The organism is Curtobacterium sp. ZW137 (assembly GCF_003762905.1).
GTDB lineage: Bacteria > Actinomycetota > Actinomycetes > Actinomycetales > Microbacteriaceae > Curtobacterium.
The window spans coordinates 907088-926185 of sequence record NZ_RJKS01000002.1 but is presented as its reverse complement, the minus strand read 5'-3'; the positions used below and the strand labels follow the sequence as shown (position 1 = coordinate 926185).

Sequence of the window (19098 nt, the reverse complement as noted above, 5' to 3'; positions counted from 1 at the left end):
CACGTCTCCGCCGACGCCGCGAAGCTGCTCAACAGCACCTTCAAGACCGACGCCGTCAAGGCCGGCCTCCTCGTCGGAACCGCCACGATCACCGCGCAGATCAAGTAACACCCAGCACCACCACCACCACACACGAGAACGCCGCCCCCACCAGGGGACGGCGTTCTCGTCGTTGCGGTACCGGTCAGGCGTCCTGCCGGGAGGCTCGGGTCGGCTCAACCCCGCCGGCGCCACCAGCGTCGTGGTCGGGACTCGAGCCGCAGCTCCTCCGCAGCGCGCGCTGCGGACGCGAGCCGAGCCTCCCGTCGCGCGCTCCAAGCCACGAGCTCGGCGTCCACGTCCCGGAGCGGCGTGACCACCGGCGGCCCACCGAGGAGCTGCCGTCGCGCCTCCTTCACCCGGGCGTTGAAGTCCACCAGGACATCGCGGACGTCGTCCTCGCGGGAGAGCGCATCGAGGGCGCCGTCGAGTTCGGCGTCCTCGGTGCGCAGGGCCAGGGCGGGCGGCGCGATGCCGCGGATGTCCTCACGCTCGATCTTGGACTTGATCCACCAGTCCGGATCGTGCTGCCCGTCGATCCCCGGGAGCGGCTTGCCGTGGTACGGGTTGCCCTCGAAGACACCCCGGCGTTCGGCTTCCTCGATCTGGGCCCGGGCATGCGCTGCGACGTCGGCGGCCTTGAGCAGCCGACGTTCTTCCCGCACCTCGTCGGGGTCGAGCGAACCGCGCTCGATCTCGCTGTCGACGAGCTGCTGGTAGCGGTAGCGGGCGGCCCTCCTGAGCCGGTCCATGCGTGCATCGATGTCGTTCATCGTCGTTCCATTGTGCACACGGGCGGGCTCGACGTGCGCTCAGGCCCGTCCGCTCACCGCACGGAGAGCTCCTGGATGGTGAGGGCGGCCTGGATGAGGGCGAGGTGCGACAGCCCCTGCGGGATGTTGCCCATGAAGTCGCCGTCCTCGGCGCTGAGCATCTCGCTGAACAGCCCCACGTCGTTCGCCTGCGCGACCATGGCGTCCATCAGGCTCGTCGCGTCGTCGATGCGCCCGGTGCACGCCATCGCGGCCGCCAGCCAGAACGAGCAGGCGACGAAGGGTGACTCCTCGTCCTGGATCCCCGAGTAGCGGTACACGAGTGGCCCGTGCTGGAGCTGGTCCTGGATCGCCGCGATCGTCGACGCCATGCGCGGTCCCCGGTCGAACGCCGACATGGCGTGCAACAGGATCGACGTGTCGAGGGCGTCGGTGTCCGGGTGCATGACGTAGTGGCCGAGCTCCTCGTTCCACCCGTGCTCGGCGACCCAGTCCTCGATGAGCTCGCGGTTCTCCACCCACTTGTCCCGGGGACCGTCGATCATCCCGGCGTCGTGCAGCTCGACCGCGGCGTCGAGGGCCTGCCAGCAGCCGATCTTGCTCGTCGTGTAGTGGTGCGCCTCCTCGAGCTCCCACATACCGGAGTCGGGCTCCTCCCACCGGTGACAGGCGTCGTCGGCGAGTTCCTGGAGCACCGATGCCGTCTTCCGGTCGAGCACGTTGCCGGCCCGGACGTACTGCCGCATGATCTCGAAGACGTCGCCCCAGACGCCGAGCTGGAGCTGGCCGCTGGCACGGTTGCCGATGGTGACGGGGCCGATGCCGTTCCACCCGGGGACGTCCCGCTCCTCGACGTCGCCGGCCTTGCTGCCGTCGAGCCGGTAGAAGATCGGCATCGTCTCGTCGTGCTCGGCGATGGTGCGCATCACCCAGGAGACCGCGGCGTGGGTCTCCTCGCGCAGGCCGAAGCTCGTCAGGGAGTGCACGGTGTACGCCAGGTCGCGGACCCAGGCGAACCGGTAGTCCCAGTTCTTGCCGCCGGTCCGGTCCTCCGGCAGGCTCGTCGTCGGTGCGGCCGCGATCGCCCCGGTGGGGGAGAAGATCAGCAGCTTCAGGGCAAGGGCGCTCCGCTGGACGGCGTCCGACCACGGTCCGTCGTACGAGAACTCCTTCGACCAGGTCGACCAGTTCTCGATGGTGCGGTCGATGCCCTCGAGGGTCCGCTCCGGCTCGGGCAGGAAGATCGGCTCGTCGTGGGTGCCGACGATCGTCAGGATCGACTTCGAGCCCTCCGTCGCCGTGAACCGTCCGGAGAACCGGGGGCCGTCGTCGTGGACGGGTTCGAAGCCCTGCTCGACGATCGCGATGGTCACGCCGTCGATGCCGATGACGGTGCCGTTCTCGGTGTCGAGCCGACGCGGTTCGGCGGTGTTCAGGAGCGTCCCCGGCACGACAGCCCACTCCATCTCGACCGAGCCCTCGACCCCCTCGACGCAGCGCCCGATCTCGGCCCAGGGCAGACGCCCGGCGACGCCGGTGACCATCGCGTCCGTCACGGTGACCTTCCCGGTTCCGGTCGTCCAGGTCGTCACGAGGACGTTCGTCCCCGGCAGGTACTCCCGGGACACCGTGGCGCCGTCGTCGACCGGACGCAGGGCGAGGTGCCCGCCGTGCTCCGCGTCGACGATGCTCGCGAAGACCGGCGGCGAGTCCATCGAGGGGATCGGCAGCCAGTCGATGCGCCCGTCGCGGGCGATGAGCGCCACCGTCCTGCCGTCACCGATCGCGGCGTAGGAGCGGAGCGGCACGTACCCGTCGGTGCGCTCCTCGTTGTCGGAGGCGTCGGGGGTGTCTCGCGTGCGTTCGGGCATGCAGCCCATCGTGCCCGAGCCGCCTCGGGGAGCACCCCGACGGCCGTACCCCGTGCGCGCACCCCGGACATGCGCAGGGGCTTCGGGCACGCTCGTGTGCATGAGTGACACCGCCGAACAGGCTGCCCGCGAGACCGGACGACAGGCGCGCCGTGCGGCGGACAGCCGGTGGTTCGAGGTCACCGCCCGCGCCGGGTTCGTCGGCAGCGGTGTCGTGCACCTGCTCATCGGGTACCTGGCGATCCTGCTCGGCATCGGGAACGCGACCGCCGGCAGTGGTTCGCAGGGGTCGCAGTCCGGCGAGACCGACCAGTCCGGGGCGCTCGCGCAGCTCGCGGCGGTCCCCGGCGGTGTCGTCCTGCTCTGGGTCGTCGCGGTCGGCACGGCGGCGCTCTGCATCCGGCTCGTCGTCGAGGCGATCGTCGGCGGCCGGACGGACAGCGCGCGCGCATGGCTGAACCGGGCGAAGAACGCCGGCAAGGCCTTCGTCTACGGCGTGATCGCGTACTCGGCGGGCTCGTACGCGCTCGGCGCCGGGAAGAGCTCGAGCGGGTCGACCCGGAGCCTCGCGGCGAAGGCCCTCGCGACGCCGGGCGGGGTGTTCGTCCTCCTGCTCGCCGCCGGCATCGCGATCGCGATCGGGGTCGGCCTGGTGGTCATCGGCCTCCGTCGGTCGTACCGGAAGCAGCTCGTCACCCCGCCGAAGGCCGTCGAGCGGCCCCTGACGGTCCTCGCCGTCGTCGGGTACGTCGCGAAGGGCGTGGCCGTGACGATCGTCGGTGTCCTCATCGCCGTCGCCGCCGTCCGGAGCGACCCCGACCAGGCGACCGGACTCGACGGCGCCTTCGACGCGCTGCGCTCGATGCCCGGTGGGGCGTTCGTCCTCGTCGCCATCGGCATCGGGTTCCTGGCCTTCGGCGTCTTCAGCTTCGTTCGGGCGAAGTACGCCCGCATCTGACCCGCGCTGAGTGGTGCGGGAGCGGCACCCCGGTAGACCTGGGGCATGACGACGAGCGCCACCACCGGTCCGGTCCGCGTGTTCTCCGACGCCGGGGCCGTCCTGGCCGAGAGCATCGTGTGGGACCCCGAGCAGCACGTGCTCCGCTGGGCCGACATCACCCTCGGCACCCTGAACACCGCCGATGCCGACGGCCGGCCGGTCAGCACGGTCCCGCTGCCCCCGCCCCTCGCGAGCTTCCAGCCCCGGGCACAGGGCGGCTTCGTCGCGGCCCTCGGCGACAGGGTCGTCGTCACCGGTCCCGACGGCGAGGACCCGAGGACCATCGCGACGGTCGAGCACGCGACGGCGGGCCACCGGTTCAACGAGGGCAAGTGCGACCCGTTCGGACGCTTCCTGGTCGGCAGCATGAACGTGACGACGGGGGAGCCGGACGCGGCGCTGTACTCGGTCGAGCCGGACGGCACGACGCGCCTGCTCCGAGGCGGGTTCGGCGTGACGAACGGCATCGAGTGGTCGCCGGACGGGGACGTGGTGTACGTCACGGACACGAGCGCGTCGACGATCTTCCGGGCGTCCTACGGCCCGGACGGGGAGCTCGGCGAACTCGAGCCCTTCGTCGTCGGGGCCGCGCACGACGGGCTCGTCCGCGACGACGAGGGTTGCTTCTGGGGTGCGATCTACGGCTCCGGACGGGTCGAGCGCTACGACGCGGCGGGGCAGCACCTGGAGACGGTCGAGCTCCCTGCACCGAACACCACCTCGGTCGCGTTCGGCGGCGAGGACATGGGCACGCTGTTCATCGGGACCGCCCGGGAGAACCTCACCGAGGAGCAGCTCGAGGAACACCCGCACTCGGGCGCGGTGTTCGCCGTCCCGACGCGCGTGCACGGCTTCCCTGCGAACACGTTCGGGGGCTGAGACCGCCGCGTCCCACGATCGGGGGACACGCACGGTACGCTGGGCGATCCCCCGAGACCCGAGGAGACACCCGTGAACGAGGAGACCCCGCGCCACGCCGATGCGCTGGAACACGCGGAGAGCGCCGACGTCGTGGTCAAGGTCGACCGGATCCCCGTCGACGGCACGAACGTCCGTGTGAGCTCCATCGGGGACGTCGGCGAGCGGCCGTTCCTGCTGGTCGCCGGCCTCGGCATCGCGTCGACGTACTACGAGCGACTGGCGCCGAACCTCAACGAGTTCGGCCCCGTGCGGGCACTCGACCTCCCCGGGTTCGCGGGCGTGCCCAAGTTCCGAGGACCGGTGTCGATCGAGCGCTACGCGGATGCCGTCGAGCGCGTGATCGAGGAACTCGGGCTGACGAACCCGGTGCTGGTCGGCCACTCGATGGGGACGCAGGTCGTCACCGAGGTCGCGGCGCGGCACCCGGAGTACACCGACCTCGTCCTGATCAGCCCGGTCATCGACTCGAAGGCGCGCACCATGAGCGAGTCCGCGGTCCGCTTCGTGCGGTCAGCGGTCCACGAACCCTCGGCGGTGCGCTGGCACGCCGTCACCGCGTACGCCCTCTGCGGCTGGCACTGGTTCCGCAAGGTGCTCCCGAAGATGGTCGCGTTCCCGATCGAGCAGCGCGCACCGCACGTGCAGGCCCGGGTCCTCATCGTCCGAGGCGAGCACGACGCACTCGTGCCGCGCGACTGGATCCGTCGTCTGGCCCGGGTGTTCCCCTACGCCGTCCTGCGTGAGGTGGTGGGCGGAGCGCACTCCGTCATGCACGCGCAGGCGGACGCGGTCGCGAAGCTCGCGGTGGCGCACGTCCGCGGCGACCTCGCCGACCGCGGGGTGTCGTCCCTGCAGCGGGTCCGGGACGACTCGACCGCGTCGGACCTCTCCCGGCTGAGCGCCGGGGACGCCTGGCTCGTGGTCCGCGCCCGGTTCAAGGAGCTGTTCGGGATGGCGAAGGGCGACGACGAGGTGCTCGAGGCGGGCAAGTCCGCGCACGCGCTCGCGATGGCGGACGACGCCGACGCGCCCGTCGCACCGCAGGTCCGTGCGGAGATCGTCGAGGCGGTCGCGCCGGAGCTCAACCGGGACCGTCCGCACGCGCACGACGAGCGCAAGGCCGGCTAGCGACGTGAACCGCCGGGAGGCCCGGTGCCGGTCCGTGAGACCGGCACCGGGCCTCCCGGCGGTTGCGTCCAGAGCGTCGGCGACGCTCGTCAGGGCGTCGGCGCGGCTCGTCAGGCCGTGATGCGGCCCGGCAGCATGTCGCGGGTCAGCGCGTGCGCCTCGGCGAGGACCTTGCGGGCCTCGTCGGTCTTGTCCCAGACGTTCCAGAGCAGCACGCCGCGGACCAGGTCGTCGTCGTCCAGGTAGTAGACGACGCCGGTGACGGTCGGCTCCTGCCAGTCCTCGACCGTGCGGAGCGACGTGGAGACGCGACCGACGGCCTCGTACCCCATGTCGAAGACGTCCGAGTAGAACATCGGCGTGTGGTCGTAGGTCTCGTCGGCGTCCGCCAGGTTCCGGCCGGCCTGCCGTCCCTGCTGCTGCGCGTTGTCGACGTGCTCGACCCGGCGGGTCCCGAGGATCCGGTCCGGGTACTCGGCGACGTCCCCGGCGGCGAACACTGACGGGTCGTCGGTCACGAGCGTCGAGGAGACGACGATGCCGTCGTGCACGGCGAGCCCGGCGGCTGCGGCGAGTTCCGTCGCGGGTTCGATGCCGAGTCCGGCGACGACCGCGTCGGCCTCGATGACGGAGCCGTCGTCGAGGGTGAGCGTGACGCCGTCGGCGGTCTGCGACCCGCTGGACACGCGACGACCGAGGCGGAGCTCGACGCCGTGGTCGACGAAGCGCTGCTGGAACGCCGCGGCGAGGTCCGCGGGGAACATGCGTCCGCCGACGACCTCGTCCGGGTCGACGAGCGTGACTCGAGCCCCGTTCTGCACGACCCCGGACGCGATCTCCGTGCCGATGTAGCTGCCACCGACGACGACGATGTGTGCCCCCGCGTCGGCGAGTTCCCGGAGCCGTCGGTAGTCGGCGGCGCTGCGGTAGTCGAGGACGCGGTCCGACGGGTCGAGGCCGGGGAGGCCGCGCGGGTGGCCACCGGTGGCGATGAGCAGCCGCTCGTAGCCGAAGGTGCCGCCGTCGGAGGTCGTCACGGTCTTGCCGTCGCGGTCGATCGAGACGACCTGGGTGCCGAGCACGAACTCCGCGCCGGTCTCCTCGGTGTGCAGGTCGACCTTGTCGTCCCAGCTGAAGTCCGGGTCCGTCCAGAGCTTCTTCGACAGGGCGGGACGAGCGTACGGACGGTCGACGTCCTCGCTGACGACGCCGATCGAGCCGTCCGGGTCGATCTCCCGGATGCCCCGCGCGGCGGCGTCGGCGACCATCCCCCCTCCGATGACGAGGTAGCGGTAGTCGGTCATGGGACGCCCTTCTAGATCGTGGCGACCGAGCCGGAGTCGACCCGGTAGTTGGAGCCGTTGACGAAGCTGGCGAGGTCGGAGCAGAGGAACGCGATGACGTTCGCGACCTCTTCCGGCTCACCGCGTCGCTTGAGTTCCATGTACGGCCGTTCCTCGTCGAGGAAGCTCGAGATCGCCTCGTCGAAGGACGTCCCGGTCTCCTTGGCCCGCTTCTTCATCATCGTGTCGGTCATCGGGGTGTGGATGAACGCCGGGCTGACGGTGTTCACGAGCAGCCCCTCCTTCGCGTAGGTGCGCGAGAGGCCCTTCGCGAACGAGAGCACCCCGGCCTTGGCGGCGCAGTAGGGGAGCTCGTCGTCGTACGGCTGGGAGGCGTCCTCGGAGACGAGGTAGACGATCCGGCCCCAGCCGCCGCTCCGGAGGTCCGCGATGAACTCGCGGGTGATCCGGACCGGCCCCATGAGGTCGATGTCGATCGTCGTCGCCCAGCCGTCCTCGTCGATCTCGTGGAACAGCCCCTGGGCGCCGGTGACGCCGGAGGACTGCACCAGGATGTCGATCTCGCCGACGGCGTCCCGCACCTGCTCGTGCAGCGATGCCAGGCTCTCGGCACTCGTGACGTCCGCGGCGAAGGCGTGGAGCTTGCCGCTCGGCGCCTCCAGCTGGTCCGCCGCGTTGTCGAGCTGCGCCTGGTCGATGTCGGTCACGACGACCGTCGCACCCTCCGCCAGGAGGATGCGAGCGGTGTTCCAGCCGATGCCGGAGTCCGCGCCGAAGACCAGCGCGGTCTTGTCCTGGATCCCGAGGTCCACGGGGCCCCTTCCCTACGCGTGCGCCGAGGCTTCGGCCGTCGACGGGGTGATCGCTGCGGCGAGCGGCGTGGACGGGGCGCGGTTCTCGGCGCTGACCATCCAGGCGAGCTGCTCGAGGCGCTCGATGAAGCCGTGGAGCAGGTCCGCGGTCGTCGGGTCTTCCTCGTCGACCTCGTCGTGCACGTCGCGCATGGTGCCGGTCGCCTGGTAGAGGCGCAGCGTGACCTGGTCGATCGCGTCGTGCGTGGTGATCTCGCCCTCGGGGAACTGGTCGAGGTGGCTCTGCGCGGCGACGGTCGAGGAGCGGCCGTCGGGCACGAGGTACAGGGCGCGCATGCGCTCTGCGGTGTCGTCGGCGAACTCGCGTGCGGCGTCGACGATCTCGTCGAGCTGCAGGTGCAGGTCGCGGAAGTTGGTGCCGAGGATGTTCCAGTGGGCCTGCTTGCCCTGGACGTGCAGGTCGATGAGGTCCACGAGGACCGCCTGGAGGTTCTTGGCCATCTTGTCCGATGCGTGCATGAGAGGCTCCTTTCGCTTCGGTGACCCTTCCGGTCTACGCGCTGCGACAGGGCGTCTTCTCAGAGCACGCTGCACGGGGTGTCCCCCGCGGCGTCGGCCCTGGTGTCAGTGCTGGTCGATCTCGTCGACGGCCTCGCGCATGTTCTCGAGGAAGAACGCGACCGTGCGGGCATCGTCGGTGGACAGACCCTCGGCGATGTTCATCATCCGTCGGTGCATGATCCCGAGCGTGGCGCGGACCTCGTCGTCGGTCGCGGTGGTCGGCGTGATGACGAGCGCGCGGCGGTCGGTGGGGTGCGGGTCGCGCCGGACGTGGTTGCTCTTCACGAGGCGGTCGATGAGGATCGTGGTCGACGCCGAGGAGATCCCGAGGTGCGCGGAGAGGTCCTTCGGGCTGATCTTCCGCCCGGAGCGCTGCGCCTGGAGCAGGTACCGGACGGCCAGCAGGTCGGTCTCGCCCATCCCCATGGAGTCGCGGGTCCGGCGGCGCATCGCCGTCTCGGCGGCGCGGTAGCGGCGCAGGGCGTTCAGCACGGCGACGCCGCGTTGGGTCGCGTCGTCGTCCGGGAACCAGTACCCGGACGCCTCCGTGACCTCTTGCGCTGACATGGGGTTCAGGGTAACCCGTCTCGTTGCTAGACCGTCTAGGGAACGCACGGGATGCGGTCTTCCGCACCGTCGGACGGACGGGAGGCTCGGTGCCGGTCCGGCACCGAGCCTCCGTCCGGTGGGTGGTCGCGTCGCGACCGGGTGCAGCTGCGTTACGCGGCGGCGGGCTCCGAAGCGGCAGCGGCGAGCGCGTCCAGCGCGCCCTGGACCAGCTGGGTGACCTCGGCGTCCTCACGCGGGTGGGTCTCGGCGAAGCGGACGACCGACTGCGGGATCGCGACCTTGACGTCCTCGAGGACCTTCGCACCGGCGATGCCGGCGGCCTTGCGGGCGTCGTCGTGTGCCCAGACGCCGCCGTACTGGCCGAACGCCGAACCGATGACGGCCAGCGGCTTGCCGGAGATGGGGGAGGCGCCGAACGGACGCGAGGCCCAGTCGAGCGCGTTCTTCAGCACGGCCGGGATGGTGCCGTTGTACTCGGGGGTGATGAGCAGCACGCCGTCGGCGTCGGCGAGCGCCTGACGGAAGGCGACCGCTGCGGCGGGCGGGGTGTCACCGTCGATGTCCTCGTTGTAGAACGGCAGGTCGACGATGCCCTCGTAGACGGAGAGCTCGAAGCCCTCTGGGGCGTGGTGGATCGCGGCTTCGGCGAGCTTGCGGTTGATGGAGCCGGCGCGGAGGCTGCCGACGAGGACGAGGACGTTCGTCATGGATGGACCTTTCAGTACGGAACTCGTTGCCGAGTGGAATGGTTTCATCGACAACCAATGCCCTGCGAGCGGGAGGTATTCCCGGTTGCTCCGTGAACGGCGTGTCCGGCGTGGGTACGCTCGGCCGCGTGAGCCCACGGACCCCCGCCAGCACCCCGCGCACCCCGGACCCGGACTGGTGGCGCCAGGCCGTCGTCTACCAGGTCTACCCGCGGAGCTTCGCCGACTCCGACGCCGACGGCCTCGGCGACGTCGCCGGCATCACGAGTCGCGTGCCGTACCTGGCCGGACTGGGCGTCGACGCGATCTGGCTCTCGCCGTTCTTCCCGTCGCCCCTGGCGGACGGCGGCTACGACGTCGCGGACTACCGGGACGTCGACCCGCGGCTCGGCACGCTCGCCGACTTCGACGCCCTGGTCCGCTCGGCGCACGAGCACGACATCCGGGTGATCGTGGACGTCGTCCCGAACCACACCTCCGACGAGCACGCGTGGTTCCGCGCCGCGCTCGCCGCGGCCCCCGGGTCCGTGGAACGCGCGCGGTACGTGTTCCGCGACGGCTCCGGCCCCGACGGGTCGCTCCCGCCGAGCGACTGGGTGTCGAACTTCGGGGGCAGCGCCTGGACCCGCGTCCCCGACGGCCAGTGGTACCTGCACCTGTTCGCGCCGGAACAGCCGGACCTGGACTGGTCGAACCTGTCAGTCCGGAGCGACTTCGAGGACACCCTGCGCTTCTGGTCGGACCGCGGGGTGGACGGGTTCCGCGTCGACGTCGCGCACGGGCTCGCGAAGGACCTGTCGGTGCCGTACCGGCCCTCGAACGAGCACGACCTGCCGCTCGACGGCTCCGACCCGCTGTACGACCGCGACGAGGTCCACGAGGTGTTCGCGTCCTGGCGCTCCGTCCTCGACGAGTACGACCCGCCCCGCGCGGCGATCGCCGAGGCCTGGGCACCGGCACCCCGTCGCGTGCTCTACGCCCGGCCAACCGAGCTGGGGCAGGCGTTCAACTTCGACCTGCTCGAGGCGCCGTTCGAGGACGACGCCTTCCGGGGCGTCATCGAGCGGAACCTGGCGATGTCGGAGGAGTCCGGGGCGTCGAGCACGTGGGTGCTCTCGAACCACGACGTCGTCCGGCACGCCACCCGCTACGGACTGCCCGACGACGCGGACACCGACGCCTGGCTGATGACCGACGGGGTCTCGCCGGCCCTGGACCGCGACCGGGGGCTCCGGCGAGCCCGTGCCGCGTCGCTGCTGCAGTTCGCACTGCCCGGGTCGTCGTACGCGTACCAGGGCGAGGAGCTCGGCCTGCACGAGGCGGCGGCGATCCCGCGCGACCTGCTGCAGGACCCGAAGTGGCTCCGGTCGGGGCACACCGTGAAGGGGCGCGACGGCTGCCGGGTGCCCATCCCGTGGACCCGGTCCGGGCCCTCGTTCGGCTTCGGGGACGTGGCGCCGCAGCTGCCGCAGCCCGTGGACTTCGGCGTGTCCTCGGTCGAGGCGGAGGACGGCGAACCCGACTCGACGCTCTCGCTCTACCGCTCGGCGTTCGCCCTCCGGCGGGAGCTGCAGCACGGCGAGACCCTGGCGTGGGTGGACGCCCCGGACGGCGTCGTCGGCTTCGCTCGGCACGACGGGTGGCGGTCGTACACGAACTTCGGCGCGGACCCCGTGCCGATGCCCGCCGGCACGGTGTTGCTGGCATCGGGGCCGCTCGGCGACGGCGTGCTGCCGGGGGAGACGACGGTCTGGGTCGCCTGACCGGCCCGGTGGGTGGCTGAGTCCTCCACAGCCGGGAGGCTCGGGGTGACGATCCACAGATCGTCCCGGGTCCGCCTCGTGGTGGCGTCCCGATCGCGACCATCGGGGCATGACAGATCCACTCACCCCTGTTTCCCTGGCCCCGGTTCACCCGTCCGCTGTTCCCCCGGCCCCTGTGCCCCTGGCACCGCGTCGTCGGGTGCTGCGCCGTTGCGTCGCGGTCACGACGTCGCTCGGCGCGCTCGCCCTGCTCGCCGCGCCCGCCTTCGTCGCGCCACCCCCGTCGGCGTCCGCGGCCGACCTGGCCTTCCCGTACGACCAGTCCTTCGCCACCGCTGACGGCGGTGTCCTGAGCGGTGACGCCCGGATCCTCGACGGGCGACTCCGCCTCACCGACGACGCCACGAGCAAGGCGGGCTCCTGGGCGACGACGGACACCTTCCCCTCCACCGCCGGACTCGAGATCGAGTTCGACTACGCGATGTACTCCACCGGGCCCCTCGCCGGCGCCGACGGTCTGCTGCTGTACCTGGCAGACGGCGCCGCTCCGGCAGGGGTCGGCGCGACCGGAGCGGGCCTCGGCTACACCTGCGTCAAGCAGGCGACCCAGGGGCAGGGCAAGTGCGACGTCGCGGGGATCCCCGGCGGGTTCGCCGCGTTCGCGCTCGACCACTACGGCAACTTCTCCCTGCCGATCAACGACAGCGGACCCGGCGCCACGCAGGACTCGGTCGTGATCCGCGGCTCCGGCAACGGGGTCGATGGCTACCGCTTCGTGCGGGGCATCCCGGCACCCGGCGGCGTGGTGTCCTCTGGCACGACACCACGGAAGGTCGCCGTCACACTGCTCCCCGGCGCCGACGGTGAGCTCTCCGCGACCGTCCGGGTCGAAGCCGGTGGCGGCATGCGCACGGTGCTCGACCGGGTCCCCCTGCACGGCGACGGTCAGGCACCGCTCCCGCCGACGCTCCGGCTCGGCTTCGCCGGTGCCACCGGATCCTTCGCCGAGGTGCACGAGGTCGACTCCCTCCGCGTCCGGCAACCGGCCGACCTCCGGGTGGAGCACGACATGCCGCCCGTCGTCGCCGGCGAACGCGTCAGCTACACCGTGACCGCGTCGAACGTCGGCGCGAACGCATCGACGCCGAGCCCGCTCACCGTCGACGTCCCGGACCAGCTCTCGGACGTCCGGTGGACCTCCGGCGACGTGACCGGCACCGGCGACGTGGCGACCGATCTCGCGCTGGACCGTGGGGCCTCGGCCACCGTGACGATCGAGGGCACGCTGGAAGCCGGGGCCACGGGCGAGCTGTCGAGCACCGCCACCATCGCCACCGCTGCGCACCTCGCCGACTCCGACGAGTCGGACAACACCTCGACCGCCACGGCGCCGGTCGCCGCGTCCGCCGAGCTCGAGACGGACAAGACCGTCACGCCGGGGGTCGACGTGCACCCGGGCGACCGTCTCGAGTACACCGTGACCGCGCGGAACCGTGGTCCCTCCCTCGCCCGGGCGGTCTCCGTCGTGGACGACCTGCCCGAGGCGCTGACGTTCGTCGACTCGCCGGACGGGTGCACGGCCGAGGGGCAGCGGGTGACCTGCGGCGGCGACCTGGACACGGACCTCGCGCCGGACGAGGAACGCTCCTTCCGGTTCCACGCGGACCTCGACGCGGAGTACCGCGGCGACGGCTCCGACGTGGTGAACGTGGCCACGGCGGAATCCCCGACCGATGCCGACGGCGGTGACCCCTCGCCCGGCGTCGGGATCGAGGTCGTCGAGCCCGACGCCCCGGGCGACGGCGGGGACGGTGACGACGGCGGCGACGGAGATGACGACGGCGGTCTGCTCCCGGGGCCGACGCACTCCGGCGGACCCACCGTCGCGCCGGTCGGGAACGGCGGCGGCGCACCGGGGCAGGGTGGAGCACTCGCCTACACGGGTGCCTCCGACCTCGGGATCGTGGCCGCGGTGGGCGGGGCGCTCGCCGCAGCAGGAGGCGTCTGCTGGTGGGTCGCACGACGGCGCGTCCGGGCTTCCGCGCACGACGTGCCGGTGGACTGAACCGTCCTGTTCGACCTGCTCGTGTTCCGACCTGCTCCTGTTCCGACCTGCGCTGACGGCCCCGGTCGTCGGTGCAGGTCGGAACATCCTCAGTCCCGAGGCCACGTGCACGGACGGGGCACATCCCGGGCGGCGGTAGGATCGATCGTACGATCCGCATGCCCGAAAGAGGTCTCGTGTCCGACTCCGTCGCCGACGCACACCAGCGCGCGCGGTACTGGCCGATCCCCATCCTCCGGGCAGTCCCCGCCGCGGTCGTCGCGCTCGTCATCACCTTCTCGTCGAACCACGCCGCCGGGTACGGCCTGCTGCTGTTCGGTGCGTTCGCCGTCGTCGAGGGCGCGGTCCTCGGCATCGGCAGCGCCACCCGGCTGCGTGACGACGGCCGCTCGCGCCGCACCGCGCTCGTCCAGGCGGTCATCAGCGTCCTCGCCGGTGTCGCAGCCGTGGCGTGCAACGGTCTCGGGCTGCCGGCGTTCATCACCGTGGTCGTCGCGTTCGCGGTCCTCACCGGGGCGCTCGAGCTGACGCAGGGCATCCGCGCCCGCCGTCGGTCGCCGTTCGCCCGCGACTGGATGACCGTCGGCGGCCTGACGCTGCTCCTGGCGATCGCATTCCTCGTGACGCCGCCGGACTACTCGCAGCAGCTCGGCGGCATCGAACAGGTACCTGGCACCCTCGACGCCTCGGTCGTCCTCGTCGGCCTGCTCGGCGCCTACCTCGCCATCACGGCGGTCTTCCACGTGATCGCCGGCCTCTCGCACAAGTGGGGGACGGCTGCTCCGGCGGCCTCCCCGGACGGAGCACCACACGCATGACCACCCCCAGCCGTCGTGACCGCCTGCGCCCGGTCGAACTCCTCGGGATCTCCGCGATCATCGCGGTGTTCACCGGACTCGTCGTGCTGCTGTCGACGCGTGAGGTCACGCTCGCGCTGATCTTCCTCGGCATCGCGTTCATCGTGGTCGTCGTGGTGCTCGCGATGCTCCAGCTCGCATCGACGAGCGACCAGGACGACAACGACATGCTCGGCGGGCACAAGGCCCCGGGCGAAGGAGACGGCGACGGCTTCCACTGACGTCCGGCGCCCGGTCCAGGGCGACCAGGAGCTCCCGACGCGGTACCGCCACCGGTACCTGATCCTCGCGGTCTGCTGCATGAGCCTGTTCATCGTCTCGATGGACGCGACCGTGGTGAACGTGGCACTGCCGTCCATCGGCCGGGAACTCCACTCGACGATCTCCGGCCTGCAGTGGACGATCGACGCCTACACGCTGGTGCTCGCCAGCCTGCTGATGCTCTCGGGCTCGACCGCCGACCGGATCGGCCGCCGTCGGACGTTCCAGATCGGCCTCGCACTGTTCTCGGTCGGGTCGCTGCTCTGCTCGGTCGCACCGAGTGTCGGCTGGCTCGTGGTGTTCCGGATGGTGCAGGCCGTCGGCGGCTCGATGATGAACCCCGTCGCGATGTCGATCATCACGGCCACGTTCGACGACGCCAAGGAGCGGGCACGTGCCGTGGGTGTCTGGGGTGCGGTCGTCGGCGTCTCGATGGGCGTCGGCCCCCTCGTCGGCGGTGCCCTCACCGACACCGTCGGCTGGCGAGCCATCTTCTGGATCAACGTGCCGATCGGCATCGCCGCGATCGTCCTCACGTTCCTGTTCGTCCCCGAGTCCCGCGCGCCGAAGCCCCGCCGGCTCGACCCGCTCGGGCAGGGCATCGTCATCGTGCTACTCGCGACCCTGGTCGGCGGGCTGATCGAGGGACCACGGCTCGGCTGGACCTCCGTCGGGACCCTCGGGCTGTTCGTCGTCGCCGCAGCCGCACTTGTGCTGCTCGTCGTCGTCGAACGGCGACGCGACGAACCACTGATCGACGTCCGGTTCTTCCGCAGCATCCCGTTCTCGTCCGCCGTCCTCACCGCGATCGTGGCGTTCGGGGCGAACGGGGCGTTCCTGTTCCTCAACGCGCTCTACCTGCAGGAGGTCCGGGGCATGTCCCCGTTCGAGGCCGGGCTCTGGACACTGCCCGCCGCCCTCGCGACGATGCTCGTGTCGCCGCTGTCCGGGCGGCTCGTCGGGTCCTTCGGCACCAGGGTCCCGCTCGTCCTGGCCGGGATCGGCATCCTCGGCGCCGGGCTCGTCCTCACCACCATCGACGCACACACGCCGATGGGGGTCCTGGTGGCAGCCTTCGTGCTGTTCGGCTTCGGGTTCGGCATGGTGAACGCCCCGATCACGAACACCGCGGTGTCCGGGATGCCCCGCGCACAGGCCGGCTCGGCCGCTGCCGTGGCCTCGACGAGTCGCCAGACCGGGGTCTCGCTCGGCGTCGCACTCGCGGGAACCGTGACCGGAGCGAGCGCCGTGGCCAGCGTCGGCGCGGACTTCGCGGTGGCCACCCACGCGATGTGGTGGATCGTCGTCGGCATCGGCGCCTTCATCGTGGCGATCGGCTTCGTGTCGTCCTCTGCCGCCGCGCACCGCTCGGTCGAGCGCGTCGCACCCCTCCTCGACGCCTGAGTCGTCGCGCCGCTGAGCCCGTCAGCGGCGTGCGGCCACGATGTCCCGCGCGAGCGCCCGGACCGCCCGGTTCGGCTCGACGTCGGCGCGCATGGCCAGTCCCACGCGGAGCGGGGTGACCTCGTCGACGAGGTCGATCGCGACCCCGTCGTGCCCGACGCCGGAGTCCGGCACCACACCGACCCCGAGGCCGGCGGTGGCGAACCGGATCACCGCTGGCATGTCGTTCATCTCCGCGACGATCCGCCGGCGGATCCCGAGCCGCTCGAGCGCCTGGTCGAGGATGATCCGGTTGCCGAACCCGTGGGCGGTGTCGATGAACGACTCGTCCGCGAGCTCCGACAGGGACAGCGACGCTCGTCCGGCCAGGGGGTGGTCGGCGGCGAGGAACACCCGGAACGGCATCTCCCGCAGGGGTTCCACGACGATCCCCGCGGGGAGCGAGGGCAGCCCGGAGTACGCGAGGTCGAGTCGGCCGGCGGCCAGGTCCTGCACGAGTCCGGTGGTGCCGGACGGGCTGGTCCGGAGCTCCACGGTCACCAGGGGGTGACGGTCGCTGAACGTCCGCAGGACCCCGGTCAGGTCGACGATGTCCATGCTCGTGAAGATCCCCAGCCGGACCCGCCCGCGCAGGTCCGCGTCGTCGGTCGTCGCGAGGTCCTGCATCCGGTCGATGGTCGCGAGCACGGCGCGGGCGTGCGGGAGCAGGTCCTCGCCGACGGCGGTCAGCACGAGGTGCCGGCCGGTGCGGTCGAACAGGCGGACGCCGAACGTGCGCTCGAGGCTGGCGATCCCCGCGGACACCGTCGACTGCGCCGCCCAGAGCCGTTCAGCGGCACGGGTGACGCTGCCCTCGGTGGCCACGGTGACGAACTGTTCGAGCAGGCGGGTCTCCATGAAGGCATCATCGACCCGATCGATGATCTCCATCAAGAGGATCCGTTGGACTCGATGGACGCGACGCGCGATCCTCGGAGCATGTCATCCGTCATCGAGACCGCCGGAACACCCACCGCAGCGACGTCCCTCACTGCCTCCGGTTCCACGCCCGCCGCACCCCGCGGCCGCCGAGCACACTCCCGTCGCCGGCACGGGATCGGCTTCTGGTCCGTCGCGTTCGCGTTCGCCGCGGTGATGGCGTTCGGGACCGTCCCGGCACCGCTCTACGTCCTGTACCAGGCGCGGGACGGCTTCCCGACGTTCACGACCACCGTGGTCTTCGCCGCGTACGGCGTCGGGGTCGTCGGTTCCCTGTGGCTCGCCGGACACCTCAGCGACGTGCACGGACGGAAGCCGCTCATCCTGGTCTCCATCGCGCTCGAGATCGTCGCGGCGATCCTGTTCCTGGTGTGGAACGACGTCAGCGGCCTCATCGTCGCCCGGCTCGTCACCGGCCTCGGCATCGGCATGCTCACCGCGACGGCCACCGCGCACCTCGGCGAGCTCCGTGTCCGGGCGACCGGGGACGAGGCCTCCGCGAAGGGCGCCAGCGTCGCGGCGGGCGTCGTGAACCTCGGCGGTCTGTCGCTCGGCGCCCTCGTCGGCGGTGCCCTCGCCGAGTTCGTCGGCAAGCCGCTCATGGTGCCGTACGAGGTCTTCGTGGTCGCCCTGGTCGTCGCCTTCGTGCTGGTCCTCGCCGTCCCGGAGACGGTCGACCGTCCCGCCGAGCGCGTCGCCTACCGTCCGCAGCGCGTCCAGGCGCCGGCCGGCAAGTCCGCCGCGTTCTGGGCCGCAGGCACGGGAGCGTTCGCCGCCTTCGCGGTGCAGGGGCTCTTCACCTCGGTCGCGCCGACGTTCCTCGGGACGACCTTCCACGTCACCGACCGACTGGCAGCCGGGGCGACGACCTTCGGGGTCTTCGCCGCGAGTGCCGTCTCGCAGCTCGTCTTCGCCCGGCTGGCGCAGCGCACGCAGATCCGCCTCGGCGTCGTGCTCCTGGTCGGCGGCCTCGCGGTCCTCGCCGCCGCGGCCGTGGTCCTGCAGGTCGCGGGGTTCATCGCCGGTGGCGTGGTCGCCGGTGCCGGGGTCGGCCTGCTCTTCCGCGCCAGCATCGGCAGCGCCGGGGCCCTCGCCGCGCCCGCGCAGCGCGGCGGGGTCCTCGCCGCGGTGTTCCTCATCGCCTACGCGGGCCTGACGGTCCCGGTCGTGGCGGTCGGCGCCGCCCTCCTGGTGCTCCCGACGCTCGCCGTCCTCATCGGGTACGTGGTGCTCGTCTCGGCGCTGGCGATCGTCGCCGGCGCCCGACTGGCCGCGCGCGCCTGACGCGCGCCGGGCCTCCCGGCATACTGGGCGCATGCCGTCTCGACGCAACCGATCCGTCGTCACGGGGGTCGCCGCGGTCATCGCGGCGGCCCTCGTGGTCGGCGGGTTCGCGCTGACCGCGCAACAGGGCAGCGACGACCCGGTCATCGCCGGGCCGTCGGCGTCGACGGCCCCGACGGCGGAGGCGACCTCCGACGGGGTGGTCGTGATCGCCCGTCAGGGTGCGGACCTGCCGGGTGCCGCCGTGCTGCAGCGCTGCGACACGAGCAGCCGCGCGGACGTCGCCAGCTACGACACCGCGGCCCTCGGGGACGTGGTCATGCAGTGCGGGAACTCGAGCCAGGGGTACGAGCACATCCGGGTGCGGCACACCGCGGACTGGCAGGACGTGCTCGCCGGGAGCGGCTCGCGGGACTGGGACGACGCGATGCTCACGGCCGTGCAGGCGGTGCTCACAGCGCCGCGCGACGGATTCCCGAAGGACGCCGGCGACGGCAAGGTCTGCTACGCGGCGGCACTGCGGTTCGACGACGGGTCGACGCCCTCGCCGGACGGGTTCGTGAAGGTCATCGTGTCCGAGACCACCGACCGCGTGATCACCGCGTACCCCACCCGCTCCGACGACTGCTGACGCGGACCGCGCCCCGGCCGCGCCACGCCCGCCCCGCCCCGCCCGCCCCGCCCGCCCCGCGCCGCCCGCCCCGCGCCGGGCTGACCCCGAACGACAGGCCCGTCGTCGTACGACAGCGTGGGTGTCGTTCCTTGCGCGCGCCGGATGTTGCGGACGCGGCGGTGCGACA

Annotated in this window: 18 protein-coding genes; 10 read left to right on the top strand and 8 right to left on the bottom strand. The window is 71.9% G+C overall.

Going from position 1 to position 19098, the window contains the following annotated elements:
* Nucleotides 1-215: 215 nt before the first annotated feature.
* Together EDF55_RS09540 and EDF55_RS09535 are read right to left on the bottom strand one after the other, a co-directional pair.
* Nucleotides 216-812 carry a DUF1992 domain-containing protein gene (locus EDF55_RS09540; protein WP_123654674.1) on the bottom strand — a complete coding sequence of 199 codons (597 nt, stop codon included), beginning with the start codon at nucleotides 810-812 and terminating at the stop codon, nucleotides 216-218.
* Between the two features lie 53 nt (nucleotides 813-865).
* The gene (locus EDF55_RS09535) at nucleotides 866-2683 is read right to left on the bottom strand and encodes a glycoside hydrolase family 15 protein (RefSeq protein WP_185017283.1); all 1818 of its coding nucleotides are present in this window, start codon (nucleotides 2681-2683) and stop codon (nucleotides 866-868) included.
* Between the two features lie 100 nt (nucleotides 2684-2783).
* Between EDF55_RS09535 and EDF55_RS09530 the strand changes: the two genes are divergently transcribed.
* From EDF55_RS09530 to EDF55_RS09520, 3 genes are all read left to right on the top strand, one after another.
* On the top strand, nucleotides 2784-3641 hold the full coding sequence (locus EDF55_RS09530) for a DUF1206 domain-containing protein (RefSeq protein ID WP_185017282.1): 858 nt from the start codon (nucleotides 2784-2786) through the stop codon (nucleotides 3639-3641).
* A 45-nt stretch (nucleotides 3642-3686) separates the two neighbouring features.
* Nucleotides 3687-4562, top strand: coding sequence for an SMP-30/gluconolactonase/LRE family protein (locus EDF55_RS09525; RefSeq protein ID WP_123654672.1), 876 nt, complete (start codon nucleotides 3687-3689; stop codon nucleotides 4560-4562).
* 72 nt (nucleotides 4563-4634) lie between these two features.
* Nucleotides 4635-5732 (top strand): alpha/beta fold hydrolase, encoded by a 1098-nt coding sequence (locus EDF55_RS09520; protein ID WP_123654671.1) that lies wholly within the window; start codon nucleotides 4635-4637, stop codon nucleotides 5730-5732.
* 110 nt (nucleotides 5733-5842) lie between these two features.
* Here the strand turns inward: EDF55_RS09520 and EDF55_RS09515 are convergent, their stop codons facing one another.
* The 5 genes from EDF55_RS09515 to EDF55_RS09495 form a co-directional block, all read right to left on the bottom strand.
* Nucleotides 5843-7036, bottom strand: coding sequence for an NAD(P)/FAD-dependent oxidoreductase (locus tag EDF55_RS09515; protein ID WP_123654670.1), 1194 nt, complete (start codon nucleotides 7034-7036; stop codon nucleotides 5843-5845).
* 11 nt (nucleotides 7037-7047) lie between these two features.
* On the bottom strand, nucleotides 7048-7848 hold the full coding sequence (locus EDF55_RS09510; protein WP_123654669.1) for an SDR family NAD(P)-dependent oxidoreductase: 801 nt from the start codon (nucleotides 7846-7848) through the stop codon (nucleotides 7048-7050).
* Between the two features lie 12 nt (nucleotides 7849-7860).
* Nucleotides 7861-8367 carry a Dps family protein gene (locus tag EDF55_RS09505; protein ID WP_123654668.1) on the bottom strand — a complete coding sequence of 169 codons (507 nt, stop codon included), beginning with the start codon at nucleotides 8365-8367 and terminating at the stop codon, nucleotides 7861-7863.
* A 105-nt stretch (nucleotides 8368-8472) separates the two neighbouring features.
* Entirely contained in the window at nucleotides 8473-8976 is a 504-nt protein-coding gene (locus tag EDF55_RS09500; protein ID WP_123654667.1) for a MarR family winged helix-turn-helix transcriptional regulator, read from the bottom strand.
* Nucleotides 8977-9128: 152 nt separating this feature from the next.
* Nucleotides 9129-9686, bottom strand: coding sequence for an NADPH-dependent FMN reductase (locus EDF55_RS09495; RefSeq protein WP_123654666.1), 558 nt, complete (start codon nucleotides 9684-9686; stop codon nucleotides 9129-9131).
* Nucleotides 9687-9724: 38 nt separating this feature from the next.
* On the opposite strand from EDF55_RS09495, the gene EDF55_RS09490 reads away from it, so the two are divergent.
* The 5 genes from EDF55_RS09490 to EDF55_RS09470 all read left to right on the top strand — a co-directional run bounded on the left by EDF55_RS09490 (nucleotide 9725) and on the right by EDF55_RS09470 (nucleotide 16036).
* Entirely contained in the window at nucleotides 9725-11449 is a 1725-nt protein-coding gene (locus tag EDF55_RS09490) for an alpha-amylase family glycosyl hydrolase (protein ID WP_123654665.1), read from the top strand.
* Nucleotides 11450-11558: 109 nt separating this feature from the next.
* Nucleotides 11559-13514 carry a DUF11 domain-containing protein gene (locus tag EDF55_RS09485; protein WP_123654664.1) on the top strand — a complete coding sequence of 652 codons (1956 nt, stop codon included), beginning with the start codon at nucleotides 11559-11561 and terminating at the stop codon, nucleotides 13512-13514.
* A 158-nt stretch (nucleotides 13515-13672) separates the two neighbouring features.
* Entirely contained in the window at nucleotides 13673-14332 is a 660-nt protein-coding gene (locus tag EDF55_RS09480) for a DUF308 domain-containing protein (RefSeq protein ID WP_123654663.1), read from the top strand.
* Nucleotides 14329-14592 (top strand): hypothetical protein, encoded by a 264-nt coding sequence (locus EDF55_RS09475; protein WP_123654662.1) that lies wholly within the window; start codon nucleotides 14329-14331, stop codon nucleotides 14590-14592. Before EDF55_RS09480 ends, EDF55_RS09475 begins: the two co-directional genes overlap by 4 nt.
* A gap of 58 nt (nucleotides 14593-14650) precedes the next feature.
* Nucleotides 14651-16036: a DHA2 family efflux MFS transporter permease subunit gene (locus EDF55_RS09470; RefSeq protein WP_311317149.1), complete on the top strand. Its 1386-nt coding sequence runs from the start codon at nucleotides 14651-14653 to the stop codon at nucleotides 16034-16036.
* Between the two features lie 21 nt (nucleotides 16037-16057).
* On the opposite strand, the gene EDF55_RS09465 is transcribed toward EDF55_RS09470, so the two are convergent.
* Complete coding sequence (locus EDF55_RS09465; RefSeq protein ID WP_123654660.1) at nucleotides 16058-16966, bottom strand: LysR family transcriptional regulator; 909 nt, start codon at nucleotides 16964-16966, stop codon at nucleotides 16058-16060.
* A gap of 48 nt (nucleotides 16967-17014) precedes the next feature.
* On the opposite strand from EDF55_RS09465, the gene EDF55_RS09460 reads away from it, so the two are divergent.
* Nucleotides 17015-18298: an MFS transporter gene (locus EDF55_RS09460; RefSeq protein WP_123654659.1), complete on the top strand. Its 1284-nt coding sequence runs from the start codon at nucleotides 17015-17017 to the stop codon at nucleotides 18296-18298.
* 31 nt (nucleotides 18299-18329) lie between these two features.
* Entirely contained in the window at nucleotides 18330-18929 is a 600-nt protein-coding gene (locus EDF55_RS09455; RefSeq protein ID WP_123654658.1) for a hypothetical protein, read from the top strand.
* Nucleotides 18930-19098: the final 169 nt, after the last annotated feature.